We start from the raw sequence: 24,670 nt of genomic DNA, 5'->3' as shown, positions 1-24,670 counted from the left end.
CGGCCCGCACAGCCCGAACGGCCCGAACGGCCCGCACAGTCCGCACGGCCCGCACAGCCCGAACGGCCCGAACGGCCCGCACAGTCCGCACGGCCCGCACGGCCCGCACGGCCCGCACAGCCCGTACGGTCCGCACAACCGGACCCCCGGCAGCGACATCCCCATCGACATCTCCGAAGAACTCCGCGCCCGCCTCGCCGACTTCACCACCCGCACCGGCGTCACCACCGCCCTGACCCCCACCGAGACCCCCGCCCCCCGCCTCCCGCACACGGTGGCCCGCCACCTGCTCACGATCCTCGGCGAGGCCCTGGAGAACACCCACCGCCACGCCCACGCCACCCACGTCACCGTCGGCTTCGGCATCACCGCCGACTCGGTGCTCCGCCTCTCCGTCCAGGACGACGGCGGCGGCCTGCCCCCGCACACCAGCCTCGAAGAACTCCGCAAGGCCGGTCACTTCGGCCTCGTCGGCATGGTCGAACGGGCCGCCGCCATCGGCGCCCGCATCCGCATCGGCCGGGGCGACACCCGCTCCGGCACGGAGGTACGCCTCGACCTCCCGCTCGCCGCCCTCACCCCGCCCGCCGAGAGTCCCCGCCCCCACGTCCCCCACACCCCCACACCACTCACCTGACCCGAGAGGAGAGGCCGCTCATGCCGGAAGCAGCAGCACCGTCCCCCAGGCACACCCCGACGGGCGCGTCCTCGCACCACGTCTCCACCCACACCTCGTCGCACACCTCCGCACCCCACTCCGACCACACCTCACCCGCGATCCCGCCCGTGTCCCCGCTCACCCCGCGCACGCACCTCACCCCCGAGGCCCCCTGCGCGCCGCCGTCGCATGGCCCCTCCTCCTCCGCCCTCGCGCTGCGGATCGTGATCGCCGACGACAACCCGGTCGTACGCGCCGGGCTCACCGCCCTGCTCGACGGCCGCGCGGACCTCCAGGTCGTCGCGGAGGCCGTCGACGGCCGCCAGGCCATCGCCGCCGTCCAGCGCCACCGCCCCGATGTGGTCCTCCTCGACGTCCGCATGCCGGGCGTGGACGGCATCTCGGCCCTCCCGCACCTGGCCGGGATCGCCCCGGTCCTGATGCTGACGTACAGCAGCGAATCCGCCATCGTCCAGGAGGCGTTGCGCCTGGGCGCGAGCGGCTACCTCGTCCACGGCGAGTTCACCGCCGACCGCCTCGCGGAGGCCGTACGCGACGTCAAGGCGGGCCACGCCCACTTCACGGCCTCCGCCCAGGACGCGCTCCTCGCCCACGTACGGGAGGCGGGCCCCGAACCGGGCCGCCCCTGCACCACCGCCCTCCCGGACGGCCTGGGCCGCGCCGCCTCCGCCCCCGCGCCGGGTGCCACCGCCACCGGCTCCCCGCAAACGAGCAAATCCCCGGGCCTACCCGTCAACCCGCCACCCCTCTCCGCAGCCGAGGACACTCCCCACCCGGCCGATCCGGGGCCACCTGTCTCGGATCAGCCCTTCGCACAGCAAAGCCTTTCGCAAATGCAATTGCCTGTGCCACAGTCGGAGACTCGGGGAACCTCCGGACTCCCGGCGACCCCGCACCCACGCGGCCCACGACCCGAATTCGGCCTGAGCGCAAGGGAGGTGGAGGTCATGGATCTCATCGCGGCCGGCATGACGAACCAGCAGATCGCCGCCACCTGCTTCATCAGCGAGAAGACGGTCAAGAACCACATCAACCGCATCTTCGCGAAACTGCACAGCACGAGCCGGAGCGAAGCGATCGCGGTATGGCTGGGAACGGCACGGGGGAGGGGCGTGGGCCGCTCATGACGACGACACGCATACGCCCCCGACACCCCCGTCTTTGGGCCCGCCGTTGGGCCCACGGACCCTCTGTCGAGCCACTGGGCCCGGCATACGTTTCCGGCGTCGATAACGGTACGGGGGCGGATGTCACCGGAGGGCTACGAGATGTTGCCGAGCGTTCAGGGCTGGATGGATCGGGTTGCCGCGCGGGTGCGGGGCGAGGAGGCGGATGCGGGGGCCGGGTTCGTCGAGTACGCCGGGCTTCTGGTTTTGATTGCGGCGATTGTGGCTGCGGTGATGGGCCTGAACTTGGACACGACCATCTCCGACGCGATCAGCGACGCCGTCAAGGCGATCACCGGCGGTGGCGGCGACTGACGACGTCCGCTGCCTGGCGCAGCGATGACGGAGCGACCATTCCCCTCTACATCTGGGTAGTGGGGATGGTCCTTTTTGCTGCGTTCGTCTTCTTCGTCTTCGCCCGAGGGGCGGTCGCCCGCAGCGGTGCTCAGTCCGCTGCGGATGCGGCCGCCCTTGCCGCTGCCCAGGACGTACGCGATGAGCTGCGGCTCGCGTTCATCGAGGGCCTGGAGGACGGCGACTGGGAGCTGCCACTCGAAGGCGAGGTTCCGGCGTCCGGCGACGGATGGGCCGCCGCACAGCGCCTGGCTGCCGCGAACGACTCCCGTCTCCTGACCCTGAATCCGACGTTCGTCCAGGGAAACCCGGCCTTCGAGGCCCGCATCGAGACGAACTACACGGTCGGCGACTCGCTGGTCCCCGGCACCGAGGACACCCACGCCAGGGCGGATGCCACGGCCGTGATCGAGCCTCGCTGCGAGATCCTCTCGGAGGATCCTGAGAAGACCGTCGAGTTCGACTGCGACGGCAGTGGGAAGTGGGTTATAGATCCTGAGGGGTTCGAGGACGGGGGCCTTCCCACGGCCCAGGAGCTCTTTGCCGTCAACTTGGCGAAGTGACGAGAGAGGGAAGCGGTTCGGATGAGGAAGCGGCACACCATGAAGGCCCGCAGGGCGTTGACCGCTGTGGCGATCACCACCGGTTTGGTGTTCACGGTTGCCGGTTGCGGTGGGGACGGGGGAAACGACGACCCGCCGAAGGATTCGAAGTCCAGCAGCCCTGCAACCAAGGACGAGAAGGGCGGCAAGGGTCAGGAGTCGAAGGAGCCCGAGGATTCGGCGGATGCGGAAGTCCTGGCTGAGGTCACCGGAGGCCAGGGCATAACCCTGACCGTCACCTCTGCCAAGCGTGATCAGGGGGGCTTCCTCACTGTGACTGGCAAGGTCACAAACGGTGGGCAAGGCAACTGGGTAGCCCGAGGATGGCAAGGCCCGGAGACGGAACTGAGGCGCAACTCGTCGTCCATGGCAGGCGCATCGCTCGTGGACCAATCAGGGAAGAAGAAGTACCTGATTTTGCGTGACACAGAAGGCCAATGTCTGTGTACTCGATTCCAGAGCGGCCTGAAGAATGGCGAGAGCGCCGATTGGTACGCCCAGTTCCCAGCCCCGCCCGCCTCAACCACCGAGGTCGACTTCCAGATCGCGGACATGCCGCCCGCCACGATCGAAATCTCCGAGGGCGAGTAACCATGTCGCGCACCCGACACGCCGCCACCCTCACAGCCGCCGCCTTCCTGGCCACCGCCACCCTGACCATCGCCCCAGCTCAGGCCGCCGACGCTCTCATCAACCCCCCAGCGTCCACCAACGCGGCCCCACCCGCCGAGGTGGACCCCTCCTCCCCGAACCTGAAACTCGCCCCGGGCGCCACCCTCGCCCCCTCCCGCATCCTCGACATCAAGTCCGTGGTCGAGGACCTCTCCGGCGCCGAACGCCGCGAGGACACCAACACCAAAATCAAGTTCGCCCTCCAGGCCGAGGTCCTCTTCGGCAAGGACAGCTCGAAGCTCAACCCGGAGGCGCGCTCCCGTATCCGGGCGATCGCCGACGAGATCAAGAACCAGGGCGCCACGAACGTCCGCGTCTTCGGCTTCACCGACAACCTCGGCTCGTACGCCCACGGCAAGAAGCTCTCGAAACAGCGCGCCGACTCCGTGCACAGAGAACTCTCGAAGTCCCTCGGCCCGGACGTCACCTACGAGATCCGCGGGTACAGCGAGGACTACCCGATCGCGGACAACGCGACGGAGGAGGGCCGCAAGAAGAACCGCCGCGTGGAGATCTCCTTCCAGCGCGGCGATTCACCCGGCCCCCCGAGCTGAGTGGACCGGACCTCAAGTGGTCAGGCCCCGGCTGTCACACCGCGACCGTACGGACGGTTTCGCCGCAGAGCTTGTTCATGTCGTCCACGTCCGATGTGACGACGATGCGCGGCCCGGCGTATCCGAGCGCGGTCGCCGCCACTACGGAGTCGATGGCGTACTTGTGTCCATGCAACCCGGCGTTCCGCAGCAGCTCGATCGCACGCCATGTGATGGTGTCCGTCACCGGAAGCACCGTGAGCCGCGAGACATACCACCGGAAGCGCTCGTACCGCAGCTTGGGGTGGCATGCCTCGATCAGGGTCAGGTTGCTCACGGCGATGAGCGCGTCCTTCGACTGCGCCGCCCGCACGAGCCCCGACACCTTCGGATCGTTGTCGATGAACTTGCTGAGTCCCTGGCTGTCCAGGAGCAGCACTCCGTGACTCAGCTGGCCATGCTTGCGTGCCATTCCTGTTCCCCCTGGTCGTGCGGCTCCGTGTTCTCGGCCAGGGCCTCGGCCTCCCGGAAGATCTCGTCGGCCCAAGCCTGCACCTCGGGGGTCGGCGGGCCGATCTCGGCCTCCGTCGCCACCAGCGCTTCCTCGATGAGATCGCGCTGTATCTGCCGCTCGACCGCCGCACTGACGTACGCCGAGAACCCTCTCGCCCCGACCCGTGCCTTGACCGCGGCGATCCGGTCAGCGGGCATGGACACGCTGACCTTCTGGGCGCGGCTCTCGCCCTTGTCGTACTGCTGCTCTGCGGAGTCCATACGGTCAAGGCTAGCGCAGTAGTAATTCAGGTAGCAAACGAAATGCCTGCCCGCCAACGCGTTACAGCAGGTGATCGGCCTTGCCGTCCTTGATGTCGAGGATCATTTGGCGCAGGGCATCGCGGCTGTCCCGGATGTACGCGTCTTCCCGGCCGGCGAGTGCGATGTAGCTGTTGCCTTCGGTGTCGGTTCCGAGGCGGAAGCAGCTGGAGCCCTCCGCGCAGAACGGCTCTTCCCACGTGATGTCGGCCATGTGGCTTCCCCTCAGAGTTCGTTGGCGATGGCGCGGATGAAGTCGCGGGACTCCTCGCGCCCGAGTGCGATGCGCTCCATCCAGTCGAGCTGACCTCGATACCTGTTCAACTGGGCGTCGGTGTGCAGGAATTCCGGTCCGTGCGCGTTGTCTACCTGCACCGTGTCCAGCGCGGGCACGGGGCCTTCGAGGTGGAAGACGGTCTGTCCGGCTCCGGGGAACGGGCCCGCTTTGAAGGGGATCACGCGCAGTGCGATGTTGTCCCGCTCGGACATGGTGAGCAGGTGCTCCAACTGTGCGTGCACCACCTTGCGTTCGCCGAACTGCATCCGCAAGACGGCCTCGTGGATGATCGACACGTACTCGGGTGATGTCTCGCGGGTCAGTATGTTCGCTCGCTCAAGCCGGTACGCCACCCGCAGTGCGACCTCATGCTCGGGCAGTGCGGGTACGGCCGTGCGGAAGATGGCGAGCGCCTGGTCGCCGGTCTGGAGGAGCCCCGGCATGTGCACGAAGTTGGCGCTGCGCATCCGGGACGCGTGCCACTCCATCTCTGCGATGTCCATGAATCCGGCGGGCAGTTGGCCCCGGTATCGCTCCCACCAGCCCCGCTTGCGGTGGCCGGCCATCCGGGCCAGGGCATCCACGTATGCCTCGTCGGAGCAGGCGTAGTTGCAGGCGAGTGTGCGCAGGCGCTCGGGGCTGATCGCCCGAACGCCGGACTCCATGCTCGACATGTTGCTCCGGTCCACCCCGAGCAGTCCGGCGCCGAACTCGATGGACTGCCCGGCGGCCGTCCGCAACTTCCGAATCTCGGCCCCAACTCGCTTCTGACGCTCGGTCGGGGCAGTCCTGGTCGCCATGCGCGGCAGTCTAAGGCTGGACCCATGTTTCGCCGAACTGGTGACACGTGGGGCACTGTACCCCCTACAGTGAGTAGCGCGACGGTCACGGCAGCGCATACGTGGACCGGAAGTGCACCCCCACACGCCTAGGCGCCAGGACGTACGGGGACAGAGCCACCGCCCACCGCACCGAGCCGCGACCGACCCGCCCGCTCGACCACTCACTCACCAAACCATCCCTCACCACACAAAGGAGTCACGCATGTCCCTGACGCCGCTCACCCCACTCGCCGGAACCTCGCCGCCCCGGTCCCTCACCCTCGTACGTCACACGGCGGCGTACGGCGACCCGGACCCGGCGCCGGTACCTCCCCCTCCGCCGGGGGAGGGCCTGACCTACAGCTTCACGCTCCCCGCCGCCCTCTCCACCCCGGCCGTCGCCCGCCACGCGACCGCCCGCATCCTCACCGTCCACCGCATCCCCGAACTCAGCGACGCGGCCCTCCAGACGGTCGGCGAACTCACCGCCACGGCCTGCCGGTTGACCACTGCACCCCAGATCTACCTGGCCCTGCGCTACCGCTCCGACGCCCTCCGCGTCATCGTCTACGACGGCGAACCCCGCCCCACCCACGCCCGGCTCCTCGAAGCACTCGACGCCCGCCGCCGCGCCGCCCTCCGCCTCCTCGCCCGCGTGGTGCGGTCCTGCGGCGGGACCTGGGGCTACGACGAATCCCCGGACCCTTCCTCCGGTACCCGCATGTGGGCGGTCCTGCCCCACGGGCCCACGGCCGCGTACAACCACGCGACCGCCCCCGCACCCCGCACGGCCTCCTGAAACCCGCCTACGACGCCAAAACGCCGCGGCTGTAGGCCCGTGACATACGCCCGTGGCTGTGGGCCCGTGGCCATTCGCCCATGGCGTCTACGACGCCTCCGGCTCGACCGGAATCGCGGCCCCGGTGACCCGTACCCGCGGATCACCGGACCGCAGCTCGACCTCGAGGAGCGACGGGCGGCCCATGTCATGGCCCTGGTGGAGGGTGAGCCGCGCCTCCTCCGGGACAAGACCCAGCTCACGGGCGTACGCGCCGAAGGCGGCGGCCGCCGCGCCCGTGGCCGGGTCCTCCACCACACCGCCGACCGGGAAGGGGTCGCGCACGTGGAACACCGTCTCCGACTCGCGCCACACGAGCTGCACGGTCGTCAGGTCGAGCCGCCGCATCAGCTTCAGCAGCCGCTCGAAGTCGTAGTCGAGGTCGGCCAGCCGCTTCCGGCTCGCGGCGGCGAGCACCAGGTGGCGTACGCCCGCGAAAGCGATCCTCGGCGGCAGTGCGGCATCCAGCTCCCCGCTCTCCCAACCGAGCGCGGCCAGCGCCTCCGCCACATCGGCCGGATCCACCTCGTCCACGCGCGGCTCGACGCTGGTGAGCGTGGCCTTCAGTACGCCGCCCTCCTCGCGGACCGCGACCGGCACGTGCCCGGCGGGCGTGTGGAAGCCGAACTCGCCCGGCCCGAGCCGCCCGCCGAGCGCCACCGCTGCGGCCACGGTGGCATGGCCGCAGAAATCGACCTCCGCCTCGGGGCTGAAGAAACGCAGCGTGAGATCCCGCCCGTCGTCGGGGTCGGGGCCGGGGGTGAGGAAGGCGGTCTCGGAGTAGCCGAGCCCGGCGGCGATCCGGACCATCCCGGCATCCGTGAGAGAGGAGGCGTCGAGGACGACCCCCGCCCCGTTGCCGCCGTCCGGCCTCGTGGTGAAGGCGGCGTAGTGCAGCACCTCGACGTCAGCGCTCATTCCCGATCGTCCCCTCTCCAGGCGGCTCCGCGGAGCCGCAAGCAGACCTGGCGCCGAAGTGGCACCAAGATCCATCCGAGCCGCCGATCGTAGCCGGAGCCTGCCGGGACGCCGATGCGGTGCCGCGGACGGTCGCCGTGGTCCGTGGCGCTCTCGACGACCTCGCAGGCGTGGCCGCGGCGGGTCAGTAGTAGCCCTTCGAGCCGTCGAGGAGTTCGCGGACGATGTCCGCGTGGCCGGCGTGGCGGGCGGTTTCCTCGATCATGTGGGTGAGCATCCAGCGTAGGTTGGCCTGGCCGTCGTGGAAGTCCGGGTGGCGGCCCAGCTCGTCGAGGGAGGCCGCGGCCACGATCTCGTTGCTGCGGGCGCACTGCTTCTCGTACGCGGCGAGGAGTTCGGCGAGGCTCAGCCCCCGCGTGTCGAAGTCGGCGTCGATGCGGGAGGTGTCGAAGCTCGGGTTCGTGGACTTGTCGCCGCCGAGGAAGACCACCTCGAACCACAGGTGTTCCACCCACCGCATGTGGGCGATCAGTCCGGCCATCGTGGTGCGCGGCGAGGTCGGCAGCACGGAGCGGTGCGCGTCCTGTGCGCTCAGGCCCTCGCACTTCCAGCGCAGGATCTCGCGTTGCAGATCGAGCCAGCCGACCAAGGAGGTGCGCTCGTCTGCGTTTCGGGGCGGGCGTTCGTGTACGGGCTTCATGGCGGCGACGATAGGTGAGGGCCCGCGCGGGCGGCATCAGTTTCTGCGGGCCTCGATGAGGAAGCGCGTGCTGTGCGCGACGAAGGGGCCGTGCTGCCGGATCTCGGCGTCCAGTTCCCGCAGTTGGGGCAGGTACCTGGCGACGGTGAAGTCGGGGACCATCCAGATCACCTTGCGTAGGAAGACGATGACCGCGGCGATGTCGAAGAACTCCATGCGCAGGCGCTCCACCCGCAGGTCCACGATCGTGAGGCCCGCCGCCTCCGCCTGGGCCGACTCCACGTCCGGGTGACGGCGGCGGCGGACGGAGGTGGGCTGCGGGCCGAGGAAGTACTCGACCAGTTCGAAGACGCTGGCCGGGCCCACGTGCTGGGCGAAGTACCTGCCGCCGGGGGCCAGGACGCGGGCGACCTCGGTGAAGGCGTTCTCGTTGGGGTGGCGGCTGGAGACGAGACCGAAGGCCTCGTCCGCGAAGGGGAAGGGGCCCTGCTCCGTGGCCGCGACCACCGCCGTGCCGAGCGGATGCAGGAGCGCCGTCGCCTTGCGGAGGTTCGGCGGGTACGCCTCCGTCGCGACGCTGAGCACCGGCCGCCGCCCGGCGGCGCGTAGGGCCTCGGCGAGCACCTCGCCGCCGCCGGTCTGCAGATCGAGCGCGGCCTCGGTGTGCGCGAGGCGTTCCGCGAGCATCCGCTGATAGCCCCAGCTGGGGCGCAGCTCCGTGGCCCGGCCCTCGAACCAGCTGAAGTCCCAGCCGGAGACGTCCACGGCCTCGGCCTCGGCGACCAGATCCTCGAAGCTCATGCGGTGATGCTAGATCCGCTTGCTCGGAGCGACCGGGATTGACTTCGCAGGCGTGAAATGACCGTGATCGAGCCCACATGATGGACGGCTGGAGCTGGTGCAAAACGGGCCTTCCGCTCGTAGCGACTCGGCTTGAGGCCGCATCGTTATCGGAATCCAGCCATTGGGATGTAGGCATCACGTAAGTTCGGACCAGCGAGAATTCGCGTGGGCAAACTGCGCGTGTGGCGGTACCGCGCAGTGGAGGGGGCTGCGCGGTGCCGCCTTTCTTGTGCTCGCCTCGCGCCCCGCCGGTGAGCTGGGTCCACGGACCCATGACGTGCCGCCGTCGGGCCCTCTAGCCTCTGCGCGTGCCTGCCCTCCTGATCATCGCCGCGGCGCTGTACGGCGCACTCGCCGGGCTGCTCACCGGCCGCGTCGCCTACCGGCTCTCCGTCCCGGCCGGCCGCCCCTGGCTCAGCGCCTGCCCGGCCGGGCACGACCTCACCGGGCCGTGCGGCGGCTGGGTCGGCACGACCCGGTGTGCGGGCGGGCGGTACGGGCCCAGCACCCCCGCCCTCGTCCTGCTCACCGCCGCGCTCTGCGCGCTGCTCGCCGCGTCCACGGGCACGCGGCCCGAACTCGCGGTGTGGCTGCTGCTCGCGCCGTTCGGCGTGGTGCTCGCGGCGGTCGACCGGCAGGTGCACCGGCTGCCCGACATCCTCACCCTGCCGCTCGCGGGGGCGGCGGCCGCCGGGCTCGGACTCGCCGCGCTCGCCGGGGGCGGGGGCGGGGGCGGGCGGTGGAGCGGGGCGCTGCTCGGGGGGCTCGCGCTCGGCGGCGGTTACCTTCTGCTGTTCCTGGCGCATCCGCGCGGCATGGGCTTCGGGGACGTCAAGCTGGCGATCGTCCTCGGGGTAACCCTTGGGTGGTACGGCTGGGAGATTCTTTTCCTCGGGTTCCTCGCGGGGATCCTGTACGCCGGCGGATACGCCGGAGCCCTTGTGCTGCTTGGGCGGGCGGGGCGCAGGAGTGTGATGCCGCTGGGTCCCTGCATGCTGGCCGGAGCGGCTACGGGGGTGGTGCTCGGCGGTTTCGCTGCGTGATTGCGGCACGCCGATGCACACAGCAGCACTTACGAAGGGTTATGGTGGAAACCCCCCCTCGGGCCGGTCCATCTCCCCCCCCATGGACCGGCCCGTTTTCTATGTGCGGGTGACGGGCTGGATTTCCGCCTCCCGGTGGTGAAGGGCTGGACTACCGCCTCCCGGCGGTGACGGGCCGGGTTACCGCCTCCCCGCCCAGATGTTCGTCCCCGGTGTCGAGACCGCGAACGCGTCGATCGCCTTCAGCTCGTCCTCCGTCAGCTCGGGGAAGTCCAGGGCAGCCACGTTCTCCTCCAGCTGCCGCACGCTCGACGCGCCGATCAGGGCCGAGGTCATGCGCGGGTCGCGCAGCACCCAGGTGAGGGCGAGCTGGGCGAGGGACTGGCCGCGGGCGGCCGCGATGTCGTTGAGGCCGTGCAGGCGACGCAGGACCTCCTCGCTCAGCAGCTCGGGGTTGAGCGACTTGCCCTGCGTGGCGCGCGAACCCTCCGGAATGCCCTTCAGGTACTTGCCCGTCAGCATCCCCTGCGCGAGCGGCGCGAAGGAGATGCAGCCCATGCCCGCCTCGTCGAGGACACCGAGCAGCCCGTCCTCCTCGGTCCAGCGGTTGATCATCGAGTACGAGGGCTGGTGGATCAGCGGCCGTACCCCCATCTCCTTGAGGATCCGGACCGCTTCACGCGTCTGCTCGCCCGTGTACGAGGAGACACCCACGTACAGCGCCTTGCCCTGCTGCACCGCGGAGGCGAGCGCGCCCATCGTCTCCTCGAGCGGGGTGTCCGGGTCGAAGCGGTGCGAGTAGAAGATGTCGACGTAGTCGAGGCCCATCCGCTGCAGGGAGTTGTCCAGCGAGGAGAGGAGGTACTTGCGGCTGCCCCACTCCCCGTACGGGCCGGGGTGCATCAGATAGCCCGCCTTGCTGGAAATGACCAGTTCGTCCCGGTGGCGGGCGAAGTCCTGGGCGAAGATCTTGCCGAAGTTCAGCTCCGCGCTGCCCGGCGGCGGCCCGTAGTTGTTCGCGAGGTCGAAGTGTGTGACGCCCAGGTCGAAGGCGCGGCGCAGGATCGCGCGCTGCGAGGCGAGGGAACGGTCATCGCCGAAGTTGTGCCACAGACCGAGGGAGATGGCGGGCAGCTTCAGGCCGCTGCGGCCCGTACGCCGGTACTCCATCGAGTCGTACCGGTCGCCCGACGCGCTGTAGAGGGAGGTGTCGTTCATGAGGACGAAGTTACGTCAGACCTGTGACATACCCGGCGGCTCTGCTTCCGTTTCCGGCGGTAGGGTTTCCAGTTCGGGGAGTGCCGTCGGTGGATGAGGGGCTGAAACGAACGTGAACCTGCGCGACAGGCTGCGCGGCCTGCTGGTCCGGCTGTACGCGAACCGCGTGGAGGGCCACCTGGACCACACCCAGGTGCCCAAGCACGTCGGCGTCATCATGGACGGCAACCGGCGCTGGGCGAAGGCCGCGGGATCCACCACCGCCCAGGGACACCAGGCGGGCGCCGACAAGATCGGCGAGTTCCTCGGCTGGTGCTCCGAGACGGACGTCGAGGTCGTCACCCTGTGGCTGCTTTCGACCGACAACTTCGACCGGCCCGAGTCCGAACTCGTCCCGCTGCTCGGCATCATCGAGGACACCGTCCGCGCCCTCGCCCGCGACGGCCGCTGGCGCGTCCACCACGTCGGCGCGACGCACGTCCTGCCCGACGGGCTGCAGACCGTCCTCAAGCAGGCGGAGGAGTCCAGCGCGGCGAACACGGGGATACTCGTGAACGTCGCGATCGGCTACGGCGGCCGCCAGGAGATCGCCGACGCCGTGCGCTCCATGCTCCTCGACGCGGCCGACCGAGGGTTCTCCCTGGAGGAGGCCGCCGAAGCGGTCGACATCGAGACCATCGGCAAACACCTCTACACGAGCGCCCAGCCCGACCCCGACCTGATCATCCGCACCTCGGGCGAACAGCGCCTCTCCGGCTTCATGCTCTGGCAGTCGGCCCTCTCCGAGTACTACTTCTGCGAGGTCTTCTGGCCGGCCTTCCGCAAGGTCGACTTCCTGCGGGCGATGCGGGACTACGCGGCGCGGCACCGGCGGTTCGGGGCGTAGCCGGAGCTCGGGCCGCGGCCGGGGTCAGATGCTCGGCAGGCTCTTGCGCTTCCACACCGCCTTCCCGCAGTAGTGGCCGCCCTTGTCCGGCCGCCACACCCGGTCGTCGCCGCAGGCGTTCTCGGGTGCGCCGTTCGGGAAGACGCGGGTGATCCGCACGATGTACCCGCGCTCCTTCGGGATGGAATCCCGGCAGCCCGTCACCTCGTTCCGGTAGACCGTCAGCCTCTCGCCCTTCGCCTTGGCGTACATGCACTGCCCGGTGCGGTAGTTGCGGATCAGGCAGAGGTTGGTCCGGCTGCCGTCTTCGCCCCGGTTGTACCAGTTCTCGTCGTCGTCCTCGCAATCACCGTACGAGTCGCCGACGGCGGCCACCCGGTAGTACGAGTCGGTTCTCGAACAGGAGGCCACGCGCGGCATGGACGCCTTCCACTCCGTGTCGTCGTGGTAGTCGTAGCGGTTGCTCAGACAGTCGCCGACATCGACGGCGGCGAAGGCCCTGTCCTCCGCGCTGGGGGTGGGCTCCTCGGTCTCCTCGGGCGAGCTCGTCCGCGTGGTGGCTGTGCCGCCGGTCCCGTGGTCCTTGCCGTCCGTCGCGGTGCCGGGCGCGTCGGTGCTCGCGGTCACGGTCGGGTCGCTGGAGGAGCCGGCGTTGTCGCGATCGCGATCGCCGGAGCCCGACACCTCCGAGAAGACGATCGCGGCGAGCAGGACGAGGGCGAGGGACACGGCCGCGAGGACGGCCCGCTTCCCGCCGGGGTCCCCGCCGCCCCCGGGCTTCCTCCCAGGGTCGGCCCCGGGCTGCCTCCCGGGGCCGACCCCGGGCCGTTCCAGGAACAACTGCCCCTGCGAAGAGCTCACTTCCAGCTTCGTCATCCCGAGCGAGCGCAGCCCGTAGATACGGGTCGTGTCCTGGTGGCCGGGGGCGGTCAGCCGGAGGCTCCGGGGGCCGGGCGCGAGTCCGAAGTCCTTGCGCTCACCGGGGCCGAGCCGCCCGACGAGCTGATCCTCGGAGAGGATCCGCACCGTCACCTGGGTGGTGTTGTCGACCCGGATGACAGCCTTCGGTACGGTTTTCGATTCAGCTCTCGCCTCAGCTTTCGGCTCGGCCTCCGGAGGCGTCTCGCCGTCCGGGAGCTTCCTCGTCGGCTTCGGCGCCGGGCGCTGCTCGGTCGTGGCCGTCGCGCTGTGCTGCCCGGACGGCTCCGGCTGCTCGGGCTGTTCCGGCTGCTCGGGGTTCCCGGGTTCCCCCGCCTGCCCGGGAGTCCGGTACATCGCCGTGTCGTACGCCGCCAGCGTGCCGACCACGGGCGCGGGGAGCCAGCCACGGGCCGGGTCGAGCGGGTCGTTCGCCGTGTGTTCGGCCGCGTACGACAGGATCCGGGCCAGGTCCGGGCGTTCGGCGGGGTCCTTGGCCAGGCAGCGGCCGAGGAGTTCGCGCAGGGACTCGGGGCAGGCGTCGAGTTCGGGTTCCTCGTGCAGGATGCGGTAGAAGAGCGCCTCGGCGTTGCCCTCGCCGAAGGCGGCCCGGCCGGTCGCCGCGTACACGGCGAGGTTGCCGAGGGCGAAGACGTCGGCGGGCGGTCCCGCCGAGCGGCCGCGTACCTGTTCGGGTGCCATGTACGCGGGGGTGCCGATCCGCAGCCCGGTGACGGTGGCGGCGGTCGCGCTCGCGGCGTGGGCGATGCCGAAGTCGATGACGCGGGGGCCGTCGTCGGCGAGCAGGATGTTCGCCGGTTTGAGGTCGCGGTGCACCAGGCCGCGGGCGTGCACGGCCATGAGGCCTTCGGCGACCCCGGCGATCAGCCGGAAGACGGTGGGCCGCGGGAGCGGTCCGTGCTCGGCGACGGCCTGGGAGAGGGAGGGGCCCGGCACATAGGCGGTGGCGAGCCACGGCAGCCGGGCCTCGCTGTCCGCGTCCACCACGGGGGCGGTGTAAAGGCCCTCGACGCTGCGGGCCGCCTTGATCTCCCGTTTGAAACGGCGCCGGAACTCCGGATCGTGCGCGTAGTCGGGCCGTACGACCTTCACGGCCAGCGGCCGCCCGCCCGGGCTGAAGGCCAGATACACCCGGCCCATGCCGCCGACGCCGATCCGGGCCCGTAACGCATAGCCGCCGACGGTCTTCGGATCGTCCTCGTCGAGCGCGGCGAATCTTCCGGTCATCGGCCCCCCAACGGTCACGGAGCCGCTCACGGTAACAGGAAGATCCCCTCCCATGTGACACAACGTCACCGAACATTCACCGGTGCGCCGTCATATGCCCTGGCATGGCTTCGCATGTTCGAGGGAATATCCCTTGCAGGTCGGCGTCCGAGAGACGGGCGCCGGATCTCAGTGAGCGGCACCGAGTCCGCTCACCCGGGAGGCCCTTTGCGCCAGATGGACCGTACGCGAGTACGGCGTCGTGGTCGGGCCGGTCTCCGGCCCGTGGCGGCCGACCGGCCCGGGAAAGCCTGCGACGTCGTCGCTCCCCGACCTTGCTCAAGGGGGTACGTCCTTCCGTGGTGAACAGCACTAAGCGCCGCATGCCCGACAGGCGCACCTATGTTCTCGACACCAGCGTCCTGCTGGCCGATCCGGGCGCCCTGCACCGTTTCGACGAACACGAGGTCGTACTTCCGATCGTCGTCGTCACGGAGCTGGAGGCGAAGAGGCATCACCCGGAGCTCGGGTACTTCGCCCGGCAGGCACTGCGCAGGCTCGACGACTACCGCGTCCGCCACGGGCGCCTCGACGCGCCCCTCCCCATCGGGGATCTGGGCGGCAGCCTGCGCGTCGAGCTCAACCACTCGGACCCCGGCGTGCTCCCGGCCGGCTACCGCCTGGGCGACAACGACTCGCGGATCCTTGCTGTCGCCCGCAACCTCCAGGCCGAGGGGTACGACGTCACCGTCGTCTCCAAGGACCTCCCGCTCCGTATCAAGGCCTCCTCCGTCGGCCTGCTGGCTGAGGAGTACCGCGCCGAGCTCGCCGTCACGGATTCCGGATGGACCGGAATGTCCGAGGTGCAGCTGGCAGGCGAGCAGGTCGATCTGCTCTTCGAGGAGCAGACGCTGTATGTCCCGGAGGCCGCCGACCTGCCGGTGCACACCGGGCTGATGCTGAGCTCCGAGCGCGGCCGGGCGCTGGGGCGGGTGACGGCCGAGGGCAATGTCCGGCTCGTTCGCGGGGACCGTGAGGCTTTCGGGATCAAGGGCCGCAGCGCCGAGCAGCGCATCGCGCTCGATCTGCTGCTCGACCCGGAGGTCGGCATCGTCTCCATGGGCGGCAGGGCCGGCACCGGCAAGTCGGCGCTGGCGCTGTGCGCGGGACTCGAAGCCGTCCTCGAACGCAGACAGCACCAGAAGGTGATGGTCTTCCGTCCGCTGTACGCGGTCGGCGGCCAGGAGCTCGGCTATCTGCCCGGCACCGAGGCCGAGAAGATGGGCCCGTGGGCGCAGGCGGTGTTCGACACGCTCGGCTCGGTGGCCGGGAAGGACGTCATCGAGGAGGTGGCGGCGCGCGGGATGCTGGAGGTGCTTCCGCTCACCCACATCCGCGGCCGCTCGCTGCACGACGCCTTCGTCATCGTGGACGAGGCCCAGTCACTCGAACGGAATGTCCTGTTGACCGTTCTGTCCCGTATCGGGGCGAATTCCCGTGTCGTCCTGACCCACGATGTCGCCCAGCGCGACAACCTCAGAGTCGGGCGCTACGACGGAGTCGTCGCCGTGGTCGAGAAACTGAAGGGGCATCCGCTGTTCGCGCACGTCACGCTGACCCGTTCGGAGCGTTCGCAGATCGCGGCCCTGGTGACCGAAATGCTGGAGGATGGGCATACCTGAGAAGTAAAGCCCGAGAGGCCCGGGGCGTATGGTAAGTGCGGGAAGTCCCGGGGAGTGAGCGGCAGTTGCAGGCGCCGCGCGGGAAAGCCGGAGAGCTTACCCGCGCGGCGCCTGCGCGCGTGCGGCTTTCCATGAAACAGGTGGTGCAAACGGGGTGTGAGCTTTCCCACGCAACGCGGAATTGCCGCGACCCGTCCGGTTCGGGCAGAGTCTGGTTCCTGTCAGGCCCCGCATACGGCACCTCCTGTACCCCCTGGGGGCACCCCCAGGCCCTCAAGGCCCTTGGGGGAGGTACGGGGTCAGTTGGACCTCTCAACTACATAGCGACCGCCGTATGCCACCCGCGACACAAGAGGCTCCTCCCGCACAGGAGTTGCCCCACCGGGTCCGTGCTTCCCGTGACCAAGCTTTCATCAGGGGGGAAGCCAGTGCGAGGGGCACGATTGCGCCCGAACGGTCACCCCTCGGGCGATGCTGGAAGGAAACCGTGTGAGCCGGATTTCGGTCCGGGGATTCGCAGTGGCCTCGGCCACCGCGGTCACCACTGTCGGTGCAGTCGTGGGCGTTGCCTCGGGCAGCACCCAGCAGCCTTCGGAGGACCTGGAGGCGACCGCTGCCGACGGAGGGACTCTCCTCGCAGACATTCCCGCAGGCCAGCAGGTCCAGGTGCAGACCGCATCCCTGACCCAGCAGGCCGATGCGCAGGCAGCCGCGGCAGACGTCGTGGCGCAGAAGTCCGCCGAGGAAGAGGCCCGCAAGAAGGCGGCCGAAGAAGCCGTCGCCAAGAAGAAGGCAGCGGAGAAGGCCGAGGCGGACCGCAAGGCCAAGGAGCGCGAGGCGAAGCTCGCCGCGAGCCGTTCCGCCGCGCGCGACGCGAGCAGCTTCCCGCAGCAGGCCTCGTACACCGTCGCCGAGGTTCAGGCGATGGCCCGCCAGATGGTCCCCGCCGACCAGTTCCAGTGCTTCAGCAACATCGTGAACCACGAGTCCAGCTGGAACTACCGCGCGACGAACCCGTCCTCCGGCGCGTACGGCCTGATGCAGGCCCTGCCCGGCTCGAAGATGGTCTCCGCGGGCGCCGACTGGCAGACCAACCCCGCCACCCAGATCAAGTGGGGCCTGAACTACATGGAGAACCGCTACGGCAGCCCGTGCGGAGCCTGGAACTTCTGGCAGGCGAACAACTGGTACTGAGCCCGGTACCGAGCTGATGCCTACGGATACCCCGTAGCGCTCAACTTCGCGGAGCCCCTCACCGTCCTTCGGTGGGGGGCTTCGCGCGTGTAGGTTCGAGCCGTTCGGGATCCGGGGGATCGGTGGGGGGAAGAAGGAAGACCATGTCGAGACTGCCAGGGTGGCTCGGCCGCGTGGGTGAGGGGCTCTCCCGCCTGGGGGAGCGACTCGACGAGCGGCGCGAGCGCACCGAGCGCGCGCAGGTCGGCGCGGACGGCGAACTGTCCGATGCGGACGTGCTGTCCGGGGACGCGCTGCCCGGGGAAGTGCTGTCCGAGGCCGAGGGCGGGCTGCCCGTGGCGGGCGGACGAGCCGGAGGCGGGACACCTGTCGAGAAGGCCTCCCGCCGACGCGCGGGACGCGCGGGACGCGCCGACCGTACGGGCCCGGCGTCGGGCGGCGAGGAGGCAGCGGCCGTCGAGAACGAGGCGGCCACGGGCAGCGTCGTCCCCGCACCCCCGCCCTACGCACCGGCCATAGCCGCCCGTCCCGACCCGGTCGCCGCCGTGCCCTGGGGCATCCGCGTCGCCGCCGAGGTCGGCTGGCGCCTCCTCGTGCTCGCGGGCGCGCTGTGGATCCTGATGCGGGCCATCTCCTCCGTCCAGCTCGTGGTCTTCGCCTTCGTCGCCGCGCTGCTCATCACCGCACTCCTGCAGCCGACCGTCGCCCGCCTCAGGCGCCTCGGCCTGCCGCGCGGCCTGGCCACGGCCGTCACCTTCATCTCGGGCTTCGTCATCATGGGCCTGGTCGGCTGGTTCGTCGTCTGGCAGGTCATGGAGAACCTCGACGACCTCTCCAGCCAGGTCCAGCGCGGTATCGACGAACTCCAGCGCTGGCTCCTCGACAGCCCGTTCCATGTCACCGAGGACCAGATCAACGACATCGCGAAGAACCTCCGCGAGGCTGTCGGCACCAACACCGAGGAGATCACCTCGGCCGGTCTCGCCGGCGTCACCGTCATGGTGGAGATCCTCACCGGGATACTCCTCGCGATGTTCTCCACGCTGTTCCTGCTCTACGACGGCAAGCGGATCTGGCGCTGGACCCTCAAACTGGTGCCCGCCCAGGCCCGCCCGGGTGTCGCGGGCGCGGGCCCGCGGGCCTGGCGGACGCTCACCGCGTATGTGCGCGGCACGGTGATAGTGGCCCTGATCGACGCCATCTTCATCGGTATCGGCATCTACTTCCTCGATGTCCCGATGGCCGTGCCGCTCGCCGTGTTCATCTTCCTCTTCGCCTTCATCCCGCTGGTCGGCGCGGTCATCTCCGGGGCGCTCGCGGTCGTCGTCGCCCTCGTCACCCAGGGCGTCTTCACGGCGCTCATGGCGCTGCTCGTCGTCCTCGCCGTCCAGCAGATCGAGGGCCATGTACTGCAGCCGTTCATCCTCGGCCGCGCGGTCCGGGTGCACCCGCTCGCCGTGGTGCTCACCGTCGCGGCGGGCGGCATGACCGCCGGGATCGGCGGCGCGGTCGTGGCGGTGCCCCTGGTCGCGGTGACGAACACCGTGGTGGGATACCTGCGTACCTACGCGCACGACAGCCGGCTGCAGCAGGCCGCGGCGGGAGCGGACACGGCGCCGGCCCTCGCGGGCGCGGGCGGCGTACCGGCTTCGTCCCCGGGCCCGGGGGACGCCGGTGACGGCGGGGACAGCGGGCATGGCAGCACCGGGGGGAAGGGGACCTCTTGATATCCGAGCCCGAACTGATCGGAGCGGACGGCGAGCCCGTCGCGCCCGCAGATGTCGTCGAGCCGCCCCCGCCGCCCGCCCGGCCCACCGGGCGCAGGCCCTGGCTGTGGGCGCTCGGGGGCGCGCTGGTCGCCTCGGCGGTGTGGGCGGGGACGCTGTACGAACTGGGGAAGGGACCGGCGACGGACCTGAAGGGGTACGAGCTGCCGGAGGACCTGTGCACCTCGGCGAAGCTGAGCGCGCTGGCCTCCGAGTACGGCAAGCGCACGCCCGACCACCGGGCGGTACGGGAGGATCCGGCGCTGGACCGGGCGTGGTGCGACCTGCGGTTCGGCGACCCCCAGGCCGACGGCCTGCATGTCATGGCACGGGTCGAAGTCGCGCTGCACAAGAAGACCGACCCGGCGTCGGAGTTCGAGGTGCTGGCCACCCAGTCGGACTGGCGGGACGGAGGCAAGGTCGCGCACGAGCCCGTGTCAGGCCTGGGCGACCAGGCGGTGTATATGGCCGAACCCGACATGAGCGGTCCGCAGCTCCAGGTGCGCGAGGGTGCGGTGGTGCTGCGGATCTCCCTCTCCACCATGTACACGGAGTGGGTGGAGGAGGACGAAGTGCGGCCGGACTTCCCGGAAGCCGACTTCAGCGGCGTACAGGCCCCGATGGTCGCCGACATGAAGGACCTGATGGCCGAGCTGAAGAAGTAGCCGACCGCCACGCCAGCCATCGCCGCACACCCCGCGCAAGCCGGAGGGCCCGCCGACCGAAACGGTCGACGGGCCCTTCGTATTGCGTATCGCTGCGAGACCGCGCAATACCGCGAGCGAACCGCTCAGACGGTGGCGACGGCCTCCGCCAGCACACCCTCCGCGTCCAGCGTCGCGCCGACCGCCTGCAGTACCGCGGCGATCTTCACGGCCTCCTGGACCGTCTCGCGGTCCATACCGGCCTTGCGGAGCACCTGCTCGTGCGAGTCGAGGCACTGGCCGCAGCCGTTGATCGCGGAGACGGCGAGCGACCACAGCTCGAAGTCGACCTTCTCCACGCCCGGGTTGCCGATGACGTTCATCCGCAGACCGGCGCGCATCGTGCCGTACTCCGGGTCGGAGAGCAGGTGACGCGTGCGGTAGAAGACGTTGTTCATCGCCATGATCGCGGCAGCGGACTTGGCGGCGTTGTACGCCTCGGCGGAGAGGTTCTCGCGCGCCTCGGGCTCCAGCTCGCGCAGGACGCGCGGCGAGCGGGAGGCGATGGCGCAGGCGAGGACCGTGCCCCAGAGCTGCTGCTTGGGCAGCTCCGAGTTCCCGATCACCGAACCGAGGTTCAGCTTCAGGTCCTTGGCGTAGTCCGGCAGCGCGGACTTCAGCTCATCGAGTGCCATGGAGGTCACTCACCGGCCAGGAGAGCACCGGCGTCGAGGGTGTCCTCGCCCTTGGTCCAGTTGCACGGGCAGAGCTCGTCGGTCTGCAGCGCGTCGAGGACCCGCAGGACCTCCTTGGGGTTACGGCCGACGGAACCGGCGGTCACCATGGAGAACTGGATCTCGTTGTTCTGGTCGACGATGAAGACGGCGCGCTTGGCGAAGCCGTCCTCGCCCTCGATGCCGAGCTCGCGCATGAGCTCGTGCTTCGAGTCGGCCATCATCGGGAAGGGCAGGTCACGCAGGTCGTCGTGGTCCTTGCGCCAGGCGTGGTGCACGAACTCGGAGTCACCGGAGAAGCCGAGGATCTGCGCGTCGCGGTCCGCGAACTCCTCGTTGAGCTTGCCGAAGGCGGCGATCTCGGTCGGGCACACGAAGGTGAAGTCCTTCGGCCATGCGAAGACGATCTTCCACTTGCCCTCGTAGGTCTTGTGGTCGATCTGCGCGAACTCCTTGCCCTTCTCCAGCGAGACGCAGGCGGTCAGTTCGAACGCGGGGAACTTGTCACCGACAGTGAGCACACGCTCTCCTTGCAATGCGGAAAGCGCCCGTTTCGGGGCTTTCCAGGGGGTTGGACGGATACCGATCTTCACATGGGGTGGACTGATCGCGGAAATAGCTAGAATCGCTCACCGTGATCGGAGGGGGTTATCAATCCGAGGGAGTCGTCCATGGCAGGGGTGAGACACGGGGACCCGCGTGAGCGCCGCGGGCAGCCGACGCTCGCGCAGCTGCGTGCCTTCGCGGCGGTCGCCGAGCATCTGCACTTCAGGGACGCGGCCGCCGCGATCGGGACGAGCCAGCCCGCGCTCTCCGGTGCGCTCTTGGCGCTGGAGAACGTGCTGGGAGTACGGCTCGTGGAGCGCACCACCCGCAAGGTGCTGCTCACCCCGGCCGGCGAGCGGCTCGCGGGGCGGGCGCGCTCCGTCCTCGCCGCGGTGGACCAGCTCGTCGAGGACGCCGACACCGCACGGGGGCCCTTCACGGGAGTGCTCAGGCTGGGCGTGATCCCGACGGTGGCGCCGTACCTGCTGCCGACGGTCCTCCATCTCGTACGCGAGAAGTATCCGGCACTCGACCTCCAGGTCCACGAGGAGCAGACCTCGTCCCTCGTGGAGGGGCTGACCTCGGGCCGCCTCGACCTGCTGCTGCTCGCCGTACCGCTCGGCGTGCCCGGCACGGTCGAGCTGCCCCTCTTCGACGAGGACTTCGTCCTGGTGGCCCCGCTCGGGCACGAGCTGGGCGGCCGCGAGGGCATCCCGCGCACGGTCCTGCGCGACCTGGACCTGCTGTTGCTGGCCGAAGGGCACTGCCTGCGCGACCAGGCCCTCGACGTCTGCCAGGAGGCCGGCCGGGCGGACGCCCCGGTGACGACGACCGCCGCGAGCCTGTCGACGCTGGTCCAACTGGTCGCGGGCGGCATCGGCGCGACGCTGCTGCCGCGCACGGCCGTCCCGGTGGAGACCTCCCGCTCGGCCCAGCTGGTGACCGGCACCTTCGCGGACCCGGCCCCCTCGCGCCGTATCGCACTGGTGGCGCGGGCGGGGGCCGGGCGGTCGGAGGAGTACGCGAAGCTGGCCGACGAACTCCGGACAGCCGTACGGGGGCTCCCCGTCACCCCCGCCGGCGATTTCAGCCCGTCCGGCGTTTGACGACGAGCGCGTTGAGTGCGATGAGGGGGGTCCGGGGGCTGCCCCCGGTTTCGGGAAGGTGCGGGCGGGGACAGAAGCCGCCGCAGGCGCAACGGCCCGCACCCGCATCCGCAGGCGCAACGGCCCGCACCCGCATCCGCAGGCGCAACGGCCCGCACCCGCCCCCGCAGGCGCACCCCCTATTCCGTCCGCAGCCCCTCCGGCCGCATCAGCTTCCACAGCGGCGGTAGGCTCAGGAGGGTGACCGCGAGGACCACCCCCGCGCCCACCCCGGTCATCGCCACCACCGAGGACCAGTTCACGGCCGCGTCCACCGAGACCATCCCGAGCAGCACCAGCCCGAGCCCGAGGCCGACCACCGCGGCCAGGAGCAGGCCGAGGGTGATCGGGACCGCCGTCTGCCACAGGACCGACAGGCTCAGCGTCCGCCGCCGCGTCCCGAAGGCCACCAGTGCGGCGAGCAGCTTCTGCCGCTCCCGCAGCTGCTCCAACTGCGAGACGAGCAGGCTCGCCCCGATGAGGAGCAGCACGCAGGTCGCACCGATGAACAGGCCCGTGCGGATCGAGTCGAACTGGTGCGAGCGTTCCATGGCGGCCAGCTGGTGGACCTCCGTGAGCGGCGCGATCCGCGAGACCGCCGTGCGCACCTCGTCGCTCGCGTCCGCCACCGAGGGGTCGAGCCGCACATGCATCGACCCGGTCAGCGACGCCCGCGCCGCCTTCGGCAGCGCGCTCGGCGTGACGAGCAGCCCGCCCGTATCGCCGCCGGTCGGCGCGGTCTTCACCTGCGCCACCTTGATCGACCCGGGCAGCCGCCATTCGACGGCCGTGCCCTTGAACGGACCGTAGGTCGGATCCAGGAAGACCGTGCTCCCGCTCCGCGCGAGCTTCGGCGTGTCCTCGTCGTACGAGGCGCCCTCGACCCGGAACACATCCCCGTCCTCGCAGGAGGGCAGTCCGGCCACCTCGCGCAGGGCCGCGCAACTCCCGCTCGTGACGGTCGCGTTGCGCTCGGGTTCGACCGCCCGCTCACCCATCGTCGTGAACACGACCGGCGCGATCACCTCGGTGACGCCCGGCGTGCTCCCGAGCGCCTCGACCTCCTCGGCGAGCTGCCCGTACGCGTCCGGCGACTCCGGGAGGAAGAGGCTGAGGTCGGCCTGCGAGGGATCCTCGCCGGTCCGCTTCGTGTAGAAGTCCGAGACCCCCGCGAACAGCATCTGCAGGGCGATCGCACCCGCCACGGCCACCGCGATGCCGTTGACGAGCCGGGCCGCCGAACCGCTGCTCAGCTGCATCCTGCGCACGGCCAGCTGCCAGGACACCGGCCCGCCGCCGAGCCGCGCCACCACCGCCTCGACCAGCCACGGCAGGATGGCCGTGATGCCGACGAGCAGCAGGACCACACCGCCGGTGACCATCCACTCGTTGAACTCACCGTTGTCATTGCCCTGCCCGATCATCGGATAGAGCAGGCCGAGCCCGGCCAGCGGCAGCAGCAGCCGCCACCACAGCCTGCGCCGCGAGGGCTTGGCCGTGCGGACCACACCGAGCGGTTCGATCAGCACACCCCGCAGCGCGAACAGCGTCACCATGACCGCCGCCGCCGGAACCGCGAACGCCACCAGGGCCACCAGCGCGGGCGCGGGCGTGAGGTCGTGCGGGAAGACGCTGATGTCCATCACCCGCACCCGCGAAGCCAGCTCCCGCGCCACCAGGAAAAACCCGGCGCCCACCACGAGGCCGAGCAGCGCCCCCATCGCCGCCTCGCCCGCCGCGATCCGGCGCGCCATCCGCCCGTCCGCGCCGATCAGCCGCAGCGCGGCGAGCCTGCGGTCGCGCCGCTCGCCGCCGAAACGCACGGCCGCCGCGATGAACACGGCCACCGGCATGAGCAGCACGATGAAGATGATCAGCGTGAGCAGCATCAGGCGCGGATCGAGCCCCTCGGGCGGCCCGGTGCTGCCGAAGGAATCGAGACGGTGGATTCTGTACCCGGTGGGCTCGAGGCTGTCGGAGCCCTTGATGTACGAGAGCTCGTGCGGACCGATCAGGCCCGCGTCCCCGATCGTGCCGGTGACCTTCCCGTCGATCCGCTCGGCGAGCAGCTCCGCGTCCCCCGACCTCAGCAGCTCGCCGAGCGCGGGCGAGACGAGGACCTCGCCGTCCTTCGGGAAGGCGGTGACCCCGGGCGGCAGCGGGGCCTTCGGCCCATCGGGCTGCATGATCCGGCCGCGTACGCGCTCGCCGCGGAACTCCGTGTCGACCTGCGCGAGGACCAGCGTGTCCTCACCCTTGGGCGGGACCGTCACATCGAACGTGATGTCGTTGCGGGCGTCCTCACGCTCGCCCCGGGCCTGCATGGCGGTCGGGACCGCGCTCGTCACGATCAGCAGTGTCACGCCGAGCCCGACCCCGAGCGCCGTCAGCGCCGTACGCACCCAGCCTTCGCGCCCGCCCGTGACCGCGAACCTGGCGCCCATGGCCAGG

General features: G+C 70.3%; 26 protein-coding genes. 14 read left to right on the top strand and 12 right to left on the bottom strand.

Annotated elements, in window-relative coordinates; all coding sequences use genetic code 11:
- From ACLF6P_RS03225 to ACLF6P_RS03200, 6 genes are all read left to right on the top strand, one after another.
- A partial coding sequence (locus ACLF6P_RS03225) for a sensor histidine kinase (protein ID WP_415947906.1) occupies positions 1-637 on the top strand: 637 nt, incomplete at its 5' end.
- 20 nt (positions 638-657) lie between these two features.
- Positions 658-1,806, top strand: a complete 1,149-nt coding sequence (locus tag ACLF6P_RS03220) for a response regulator (protein ID WP_415947905.1) — start codon at positions 658-660, stop codon at positions 1,804-1,806.
- A 120-nt stretch (positions 1,807-1,926) separates the two neighbouring features.
- Positions 1,927-2,160 carry a hypothetical protein gene (locus ACLF6P_RS03215; RefSeq protein ID WP_415947904.1) on the top strand — a complete coding sequence of 78 codons (234 nt, stop codon included), beginning with the start codon at positions 1,927-1,929 and terminating at the stop codon, positions 2,158-2,160.
- A 59-nt stretch (positions 2,161-2,219) separates the two neighbouring features.
- A complete protein-coding gene (locus ACLF6P_RS03210) occupies positions 2,220-2,762 on the top strand; it encodes a hypothetical protein (protein ID WP_415947903.1) in 543 nt (180 codons plus the stop codon).
- Between the two features lie 21 nt (positions 2,763-2,783).
- Positions 2,784-3,392, top strand: coding sequence for a hypothetical protein (locus tag ACLF6P_RS03205; protein WP_415947902.1), 609 nt, complete (start codon positions 2,784-2,786; stop codon positions 3,390-3,392).
- Positions 3,393-3,394: 2 nt separating this feature from the next.
- Positions 3,395-4,027, top strand: coding sequence for an OmpA family protein (locus ACLF6P_RS03200; protein ID WP_415947901.1), 633 nt, complete (start codon positions 3,395-3,397; stop codon positions 4,025-4,027).
- Between the two features lie 34 nt (positions 4,028-4,061).
- Here the strand turns inward: ACLF6P_RS03200 and ACLF6P_RS03195 are convergent, their stop codons facing one another.
- The 4 genes from ACLF6P_RS03195 to ACLF6P_RS03180 form a co-directional block, all read right to left on the bottom strand.
- Positions 4,062-4,478, bottom strand: coding sequence for a PIN domain-containing protein (locus ACLF6P_RS03195; RefSeq protein ID WP_415947900.1), 417 nt, complete (start codon positions 4,476-4,478; stop codon positions 4,062-4,064).
- Complete coding sequence (locus ACLF6P_RS03190; RefSeq protein WP_415947898.1) at positions 4,454-4,780, bottom strand: hypothetical protein; 327 nt, start codon at positions 4,778-4,780, stop codon at positions 4,454-4,456. The genes ACLF6P_RS03195 and ACLF6P_RS03190 overlap by 25 nt, the downstream gene beginning before the upstream one ends.
- A 61-nt stretch (positions 4,781-4,841) precedes the next feature.
- Positions 4,842-5,033, bottom strand: a complete 192-nt coding sequence (locus ACLF6P_RS03185; protein WP_415947897.1) for a hypothetical protein — start codon at positions 5,031-5,033, stop codon at positions 4,842-4,844.
- An 11-nt stretch (positions 5,034-5,044) separates the two neighbouring features.
- On the bottom strand, positions 5,045-5,896 hold the full coding sequence (locus ACLF6P_RS03180; RefSeq protein ID WP_415947895.1) for a helix-turn-helix domain-containing protein: 852 nt from the start codon (positions 5,894-5,896) through the stop codon (positions 5,045-5,047).
- A 244-nt stretch (positions 5,897-6,140) separates the two neighbouring features.
- Here ACLF6P_RS03180 and ACLF6P_RS03175 point away from each other — a divergent pair, with 244 nt between their 5' ends.
- Positions 6,141-6,716: an ATP-binding protein gene (locus tag ACLF6P_RS03175; protein WP_415947893.1), complete on the top strand. Its 576-nt coding sequence runs from the start codon at positions 6,141-6,143 to the stop codon at positions 6,714-6,716.
- Positions 6,717-6,803: 87 nt separating this feature from the next.
- On the opposite strand, the gene ACLF6P_RS03170 is transcribed toward ACLF6P_RS03175, so the two are convergent.
- The 3 genes from ACLF6P_RS03170 to ACLF6P_RS03160 all read right to left on the bottom strand — a co-directional run bounded on the left by ACLF6P_RS03170 (position 6,804) and on the right by ACLF6P_RS03160 (position 9,174).
- Positions 6,804-7,673, bottom strand: a complete 870-nt coding sequence (locus ACLF6P_RS03170; RefSeq protein WP_415947891.1) for a PhzF family phenazine biosynthesis protein — start codon at positions 7,671-7,673, stop codon at positions 6,804-6,806.
- Positions 7,674-7,857: 184 nt separating this feature from the next.
- On the bottom strand, positions 7,858-8,373 hold the full coding sequence (locus tag ACLF6P_RS03165) for a DinB family protein (RefSeq protein WP_415947889.1): 516 nt from the start codon (positions 8,371-8,373) through the stop codon (positions 7,858-7,860).
- A 36-nt stretch (positions 8,374-8,409) separates the two neighbouring features.
- The gene (locus ACLF6P_RS03160; RefSeq protein WP_415947887.1) at positions 8,410-9,174 is read right to left on the bottom strand and encodes a class I SAM-dependent methyltransferase; all 765 of its coding nucleotides are present in this window, start codon (positions 9,172-9,174) and stop codon (positions 8,410-8,412) included.
- A gap of 350 nt (positions 9,175-9,524) precedes the next feature.
- On the opposite strand from ACLF6P_RS03160, the gene ACLF6P_RS03155 reads away from it, so the two are divergent.
- The gene (locus tag ACLF6P_RS03155; protein WP_415947886.1) at positions 9,525-10,259 is read left to right on the top strand and encodes a prepilin peptidase; all 735 of its coding nucleotides are present in this window, start codon (positions 9,525-9,527) and stop codon (positions 10,257-10,259) included.
- Between the two features lie 180 nt (positions 10,260-10,439).
- On the opposite strand, the gene mgrA is transcribed toward ACLF6P_RS03155, so the two are convergent.
- Positions 10,440-11,477, bottom strand: coding sequence for an L-glyceraldehyde 3-phosphate reductase (gene mgrA, locus ACLF6P_RS03150; protein ID WP_415947884.1), 1,038 nt, complete (start codon positions 11,475-11,477; stop codon positions 10,440-10,442).
- A 112-nt stretch (positions 11,478-11,589) separates the two neighbouring features.
- On the opposite strand from mgrA, the gene ACLF6P_RS03145 reads away from it, so the two are divergent.
- Positions 11,590-12,363 (top strand): isoprenyl transferase, encoded by a 774-nt coding sequence (locus ACLF6P_RS03145; protein WP_415947882.1) that lies wholly within the window; start codon positions 11,590-11,592, stop codon positions 12,361-12,363.
- A gap of 24 nt (positions 12,364-12,387) precedes the next feature.
- Here the strand turns inward: ACLF6P_RS03145 and ACLF6P_RS03140 are convergent, their stop codons facing one another.
- Positions 12,388-14,529 (bottom strand): serine/threonine protein kinase, encoded by a 2,142-nt coding sequence (locus ACLF6P_RS03140; protein WP_415947881.1) that lies wholly within the window; start codon positions 14,527-14,529, stop codon positions 12,388-12,390.
- 338 nt (positions 14,530-14,867) lie between these two features.
- Here ACLF6P_RS03140 and ACLF6P_RS03135 point away from each other — a divergent pair, with 338 nt between their 5' ends.
- The 4 genes from ACLF6P_RS03135 (at position 14,868) to ACLF6P_RS03120 (ending at position 19,815) form a co-directional block, all read left to right on the top strand.
- On the top strand, positions 14,868-16,190 hold the full coding sequence (locus ACLF6P_RS03135) for a PhoH family protein (protein ID WP_415947879.1): 1,323 nt from the start codon (positions 14,868-14,870) through the stop codon (positions 16,188-16,190).
- A gap of 489 nt (positions 16,191-16,679) precedes the next feature.
- Entirely contained in the window at positions 16,680-17,384 is a 705-nt protein-coding gene (locus ACLF6P_RS03130) for an aggregation-promoting factor C-terminal-like domain-containing protein (protein WP_463315315.1), read from the top strand.
- Between the two features lie 143 nt (positions 17,385-17,527).
- Positions 17,528-19,111, top strand: a complete 1,584-nt coding sequence (locus tag ACLF6P_RS03125) for an AI-2E family transporter (protein ID WP_415947877.1) — start codon at positions 17,528-17,530, stop codon at positions 19,109-19,111.
- Positions 19,108-19,815, top strand: coding sequence for a hypothetical protein (locus ACLF6P_RS03120; RefSeq protein ID WP_415947875.1), 708 nt, complete (start codon positions 19,108-19,110; stop codon positions 19,813-19,815). Before ACLF6P_RS03125 ends, ACLF6P_RS03120 begins: the two co-directional genes overlap by 4 nt.
- 125 nt (positions 19,816-19,940) lie before the next feature.
- Here ACLF6P_RS03120 and ACLF6P_RS03115 read toward each other — a convergent pair whose 3' ends face one another.
- Together ACLF6P_RS03115 and ACLF6P_RS03110 are read right to left on the bottom strand one after the other, a co-directional pair.
- The gene (locus tag ACLF6P_RS03115) at positions 19,941-20,489 is read right to left on the bottom strand and encodes an alkyl hydroperoxide reductase (protein WP_415947874.1); all 549 of its coding nucleotides are present in this window, start codon (positions 20,487-20,489) and stop codon (positions 19,941-19,943) included.
- 5 nt (positions 20,490-20,494) lie between these two features.
- Entirely contained in the window at positions 20,495-21,049 is a 555-nt protein-coding gene (locus tag ACLF6P_RS03110; RefSeq protein WP_415947873.1) for a peroxiredoxin, read from the bottom strand.
- A 150-nt stretch (positions 21,050-21,199) separates the two neighbouring features.
- On the opposite strand from ACLF6P_RS03110, the gene ACLF6P_RS03105 reads away from it, so the two are divergent.
- The gene (locus ACLF6P_RS03105) at positions 21,200-22,180 is read left to right on the top strand and encodes a LysR substrate-binding domain-containing protein (protein WP_415947872.1); all 981 of its coding nucleotides are present in this window, start codon (positions 21,200-21,202) and stop codon (positions 22,178-22,180) included.
- A 179-nt stretch (positions 22,181-22,359) separates the two neighbouring features.
- Here the strand turns inward: ACLF6P_RS03105 and ACLF6P_RS03100 are convergent, their stop codons facing one another.
- Positions 22,360-24,663: an FtsX-like permease family protein gene (locus ACLF6P_RS03100; RefSeq protein ID WP_415947908.1), complete on the bottom strand. Its 2,304-nt coding sequence runs from the start codon at positions 24,661-24,663 to the stop codon at positions 22,360-22,362.
- Positions 24,664-24,670 lie beyond the last annotated feature (7 nt).

The organism is Streptomyces lothianensis (assembly GCF_047779955.1).
In the GTDB taxonomy this organism is placed as follows: domain Bacteria; phylum Actinomycetota; class Actinomycetes; order Streptomycetales; family Streptomycetaceae; genus Streptomyces.
This window is presented reverse-complemented; position numbering and strand designations above follow the sequence as displayed.

Excerpts from the sequence above, each read along its gene's own strand:
- ACLF6P_RS03205 (WP_415947902.1), top strand. The coding sequence starts at position 2,784 with ATGAGGAAGCGGCACACCATGAAGGCCCGCAGGGCGTTGACCGCTGTG.
- ACLF6P_RS03105 (WP_415947872.1), top strand. The coding sequence starts at position 21,200 with ATGGCAGGGGTGAGACACGGGGACCCGCGTGAGCGCCGCGGGCAGCCG.
- ACLF6P_RS03140 (WP_415947881.1), bottom strand. The coding sequence starts at position 14,529 with ATGACCGGAAGATTCGCCGCGCTCGACGAGGACGATCCGAAGACCGTC.
- ACLF6P_RS03160 (WP_415947887.1), bottom strand. The coding sequence starts at position 9,174 with ATGAGCTTCGAGGATCTGGTCGCCGAGGCCGAGGCCGTGGACGTCTCC.
- ACLF6P_RS03175 (WP_415947893.1), top strand. The coding sequence starts at position 6,141 with ATGTCCCTGACGCCGCTCACCCCACTCGCCGGAACCTCGCCGCCCCGG.
- ACLF6P_RS03200 (WP_415947901.1), top strand. The coding sequence starts at position 3,395 with ATGTCGCGCACCCGACACGCCGCCACCCTCACAGCCGCCGCCTTCCTG.
- ACLF6P_RS03195 (WP_415947900.1), bottom strand. The coding sequence starts at position 4,478 with ATGGCACGCAAGCATGGCCAGCTGAGTCACGGAGTGCTGCTCCTGGAC.
- ACLF6P_RS03180 (WP_415947895.1), bottom strand. The coding sequence starts at position 5,896 with ATGGCGACCAGGACTGCCCCGACCGAGCGTCAGAAGCGAGTTGGGGCC.
- ACLF6P_RS03100 (WP_415947908.1), bottom strand. The coding sequence starts at position 24,663 with ATGGGCGCCAGGTTCGCGGTCACGGGCGGGCGCGAAGGCTGGGTGCGT.
- ACLF6P_RS03215 (WP_415947904.1), top strand. The coding sequence starts at position 1,927 with ATGTCACCGGAGGGCTACGAGATGTTGCCGAGCGTTCAGGGCTGGATG.
- ACLF6P_RS03190 (WP_415947898.1), bottom strand. The coding sequence starts at position 4,780 with ATGGACTCCGCAGAGCAGCAGTACGACAAGGGCGAGAGCCGCGCCCAG.
- ACLF6P_RS03220 (WP_415947905.1), top strand. The coding sequence starts at position 658 with ATGCCGGAAGCAGCAGCACCGTCCCCCAGGCACACCCCGACGGGCGCG.
- ACLF6P_RS03125 (WP_415947877.1), top strand. The coding sequence starts at position 17,528 with ATGTCGAGACTGCCAGGGTGGCTCGGCCGCGTGGGTGAGGGGCTCTCC.
- mgrA (WP_415947884.1), bottom strand. The coding sequence starts at position 11,477 with ATGAACGACACCTCCCTCTACAGCGCGTCGGGCGACCGGTACGACTCG.
- ACLF6P_RS03165 (WP_415947889.1), bottom strand. The coding sequence starts at position 8,373 with ATGAAGCCCGTACACGAACGCCCGCCCCGAAACGCAGACGAGCGCACC.
- ACLF6P_RS03185 (WP_415947897.1), bottom strand. The coding sequence starts at position 5,033 with ATGGCCGACATCACGTGGGAAGAGCCGTTCTGCGCGGAGGGCTCCAGC.
- ACLF6P_RS03115 (WP_415947874.1), bottom strand. The coding sequence starts at position 20,489 with ATGGCACTCGATGAGCTGAAGTCCGCGCTGCCGGACTACGCCAAGGAC.
- ACLF6P_RS03170 (WP_415947891.1), bottom strand. The coding sequence starts at position 7,673 with ATGAGCGCTGACGTCGAGGTGCTGCACTACGCCGCCTTCACCACGAGG.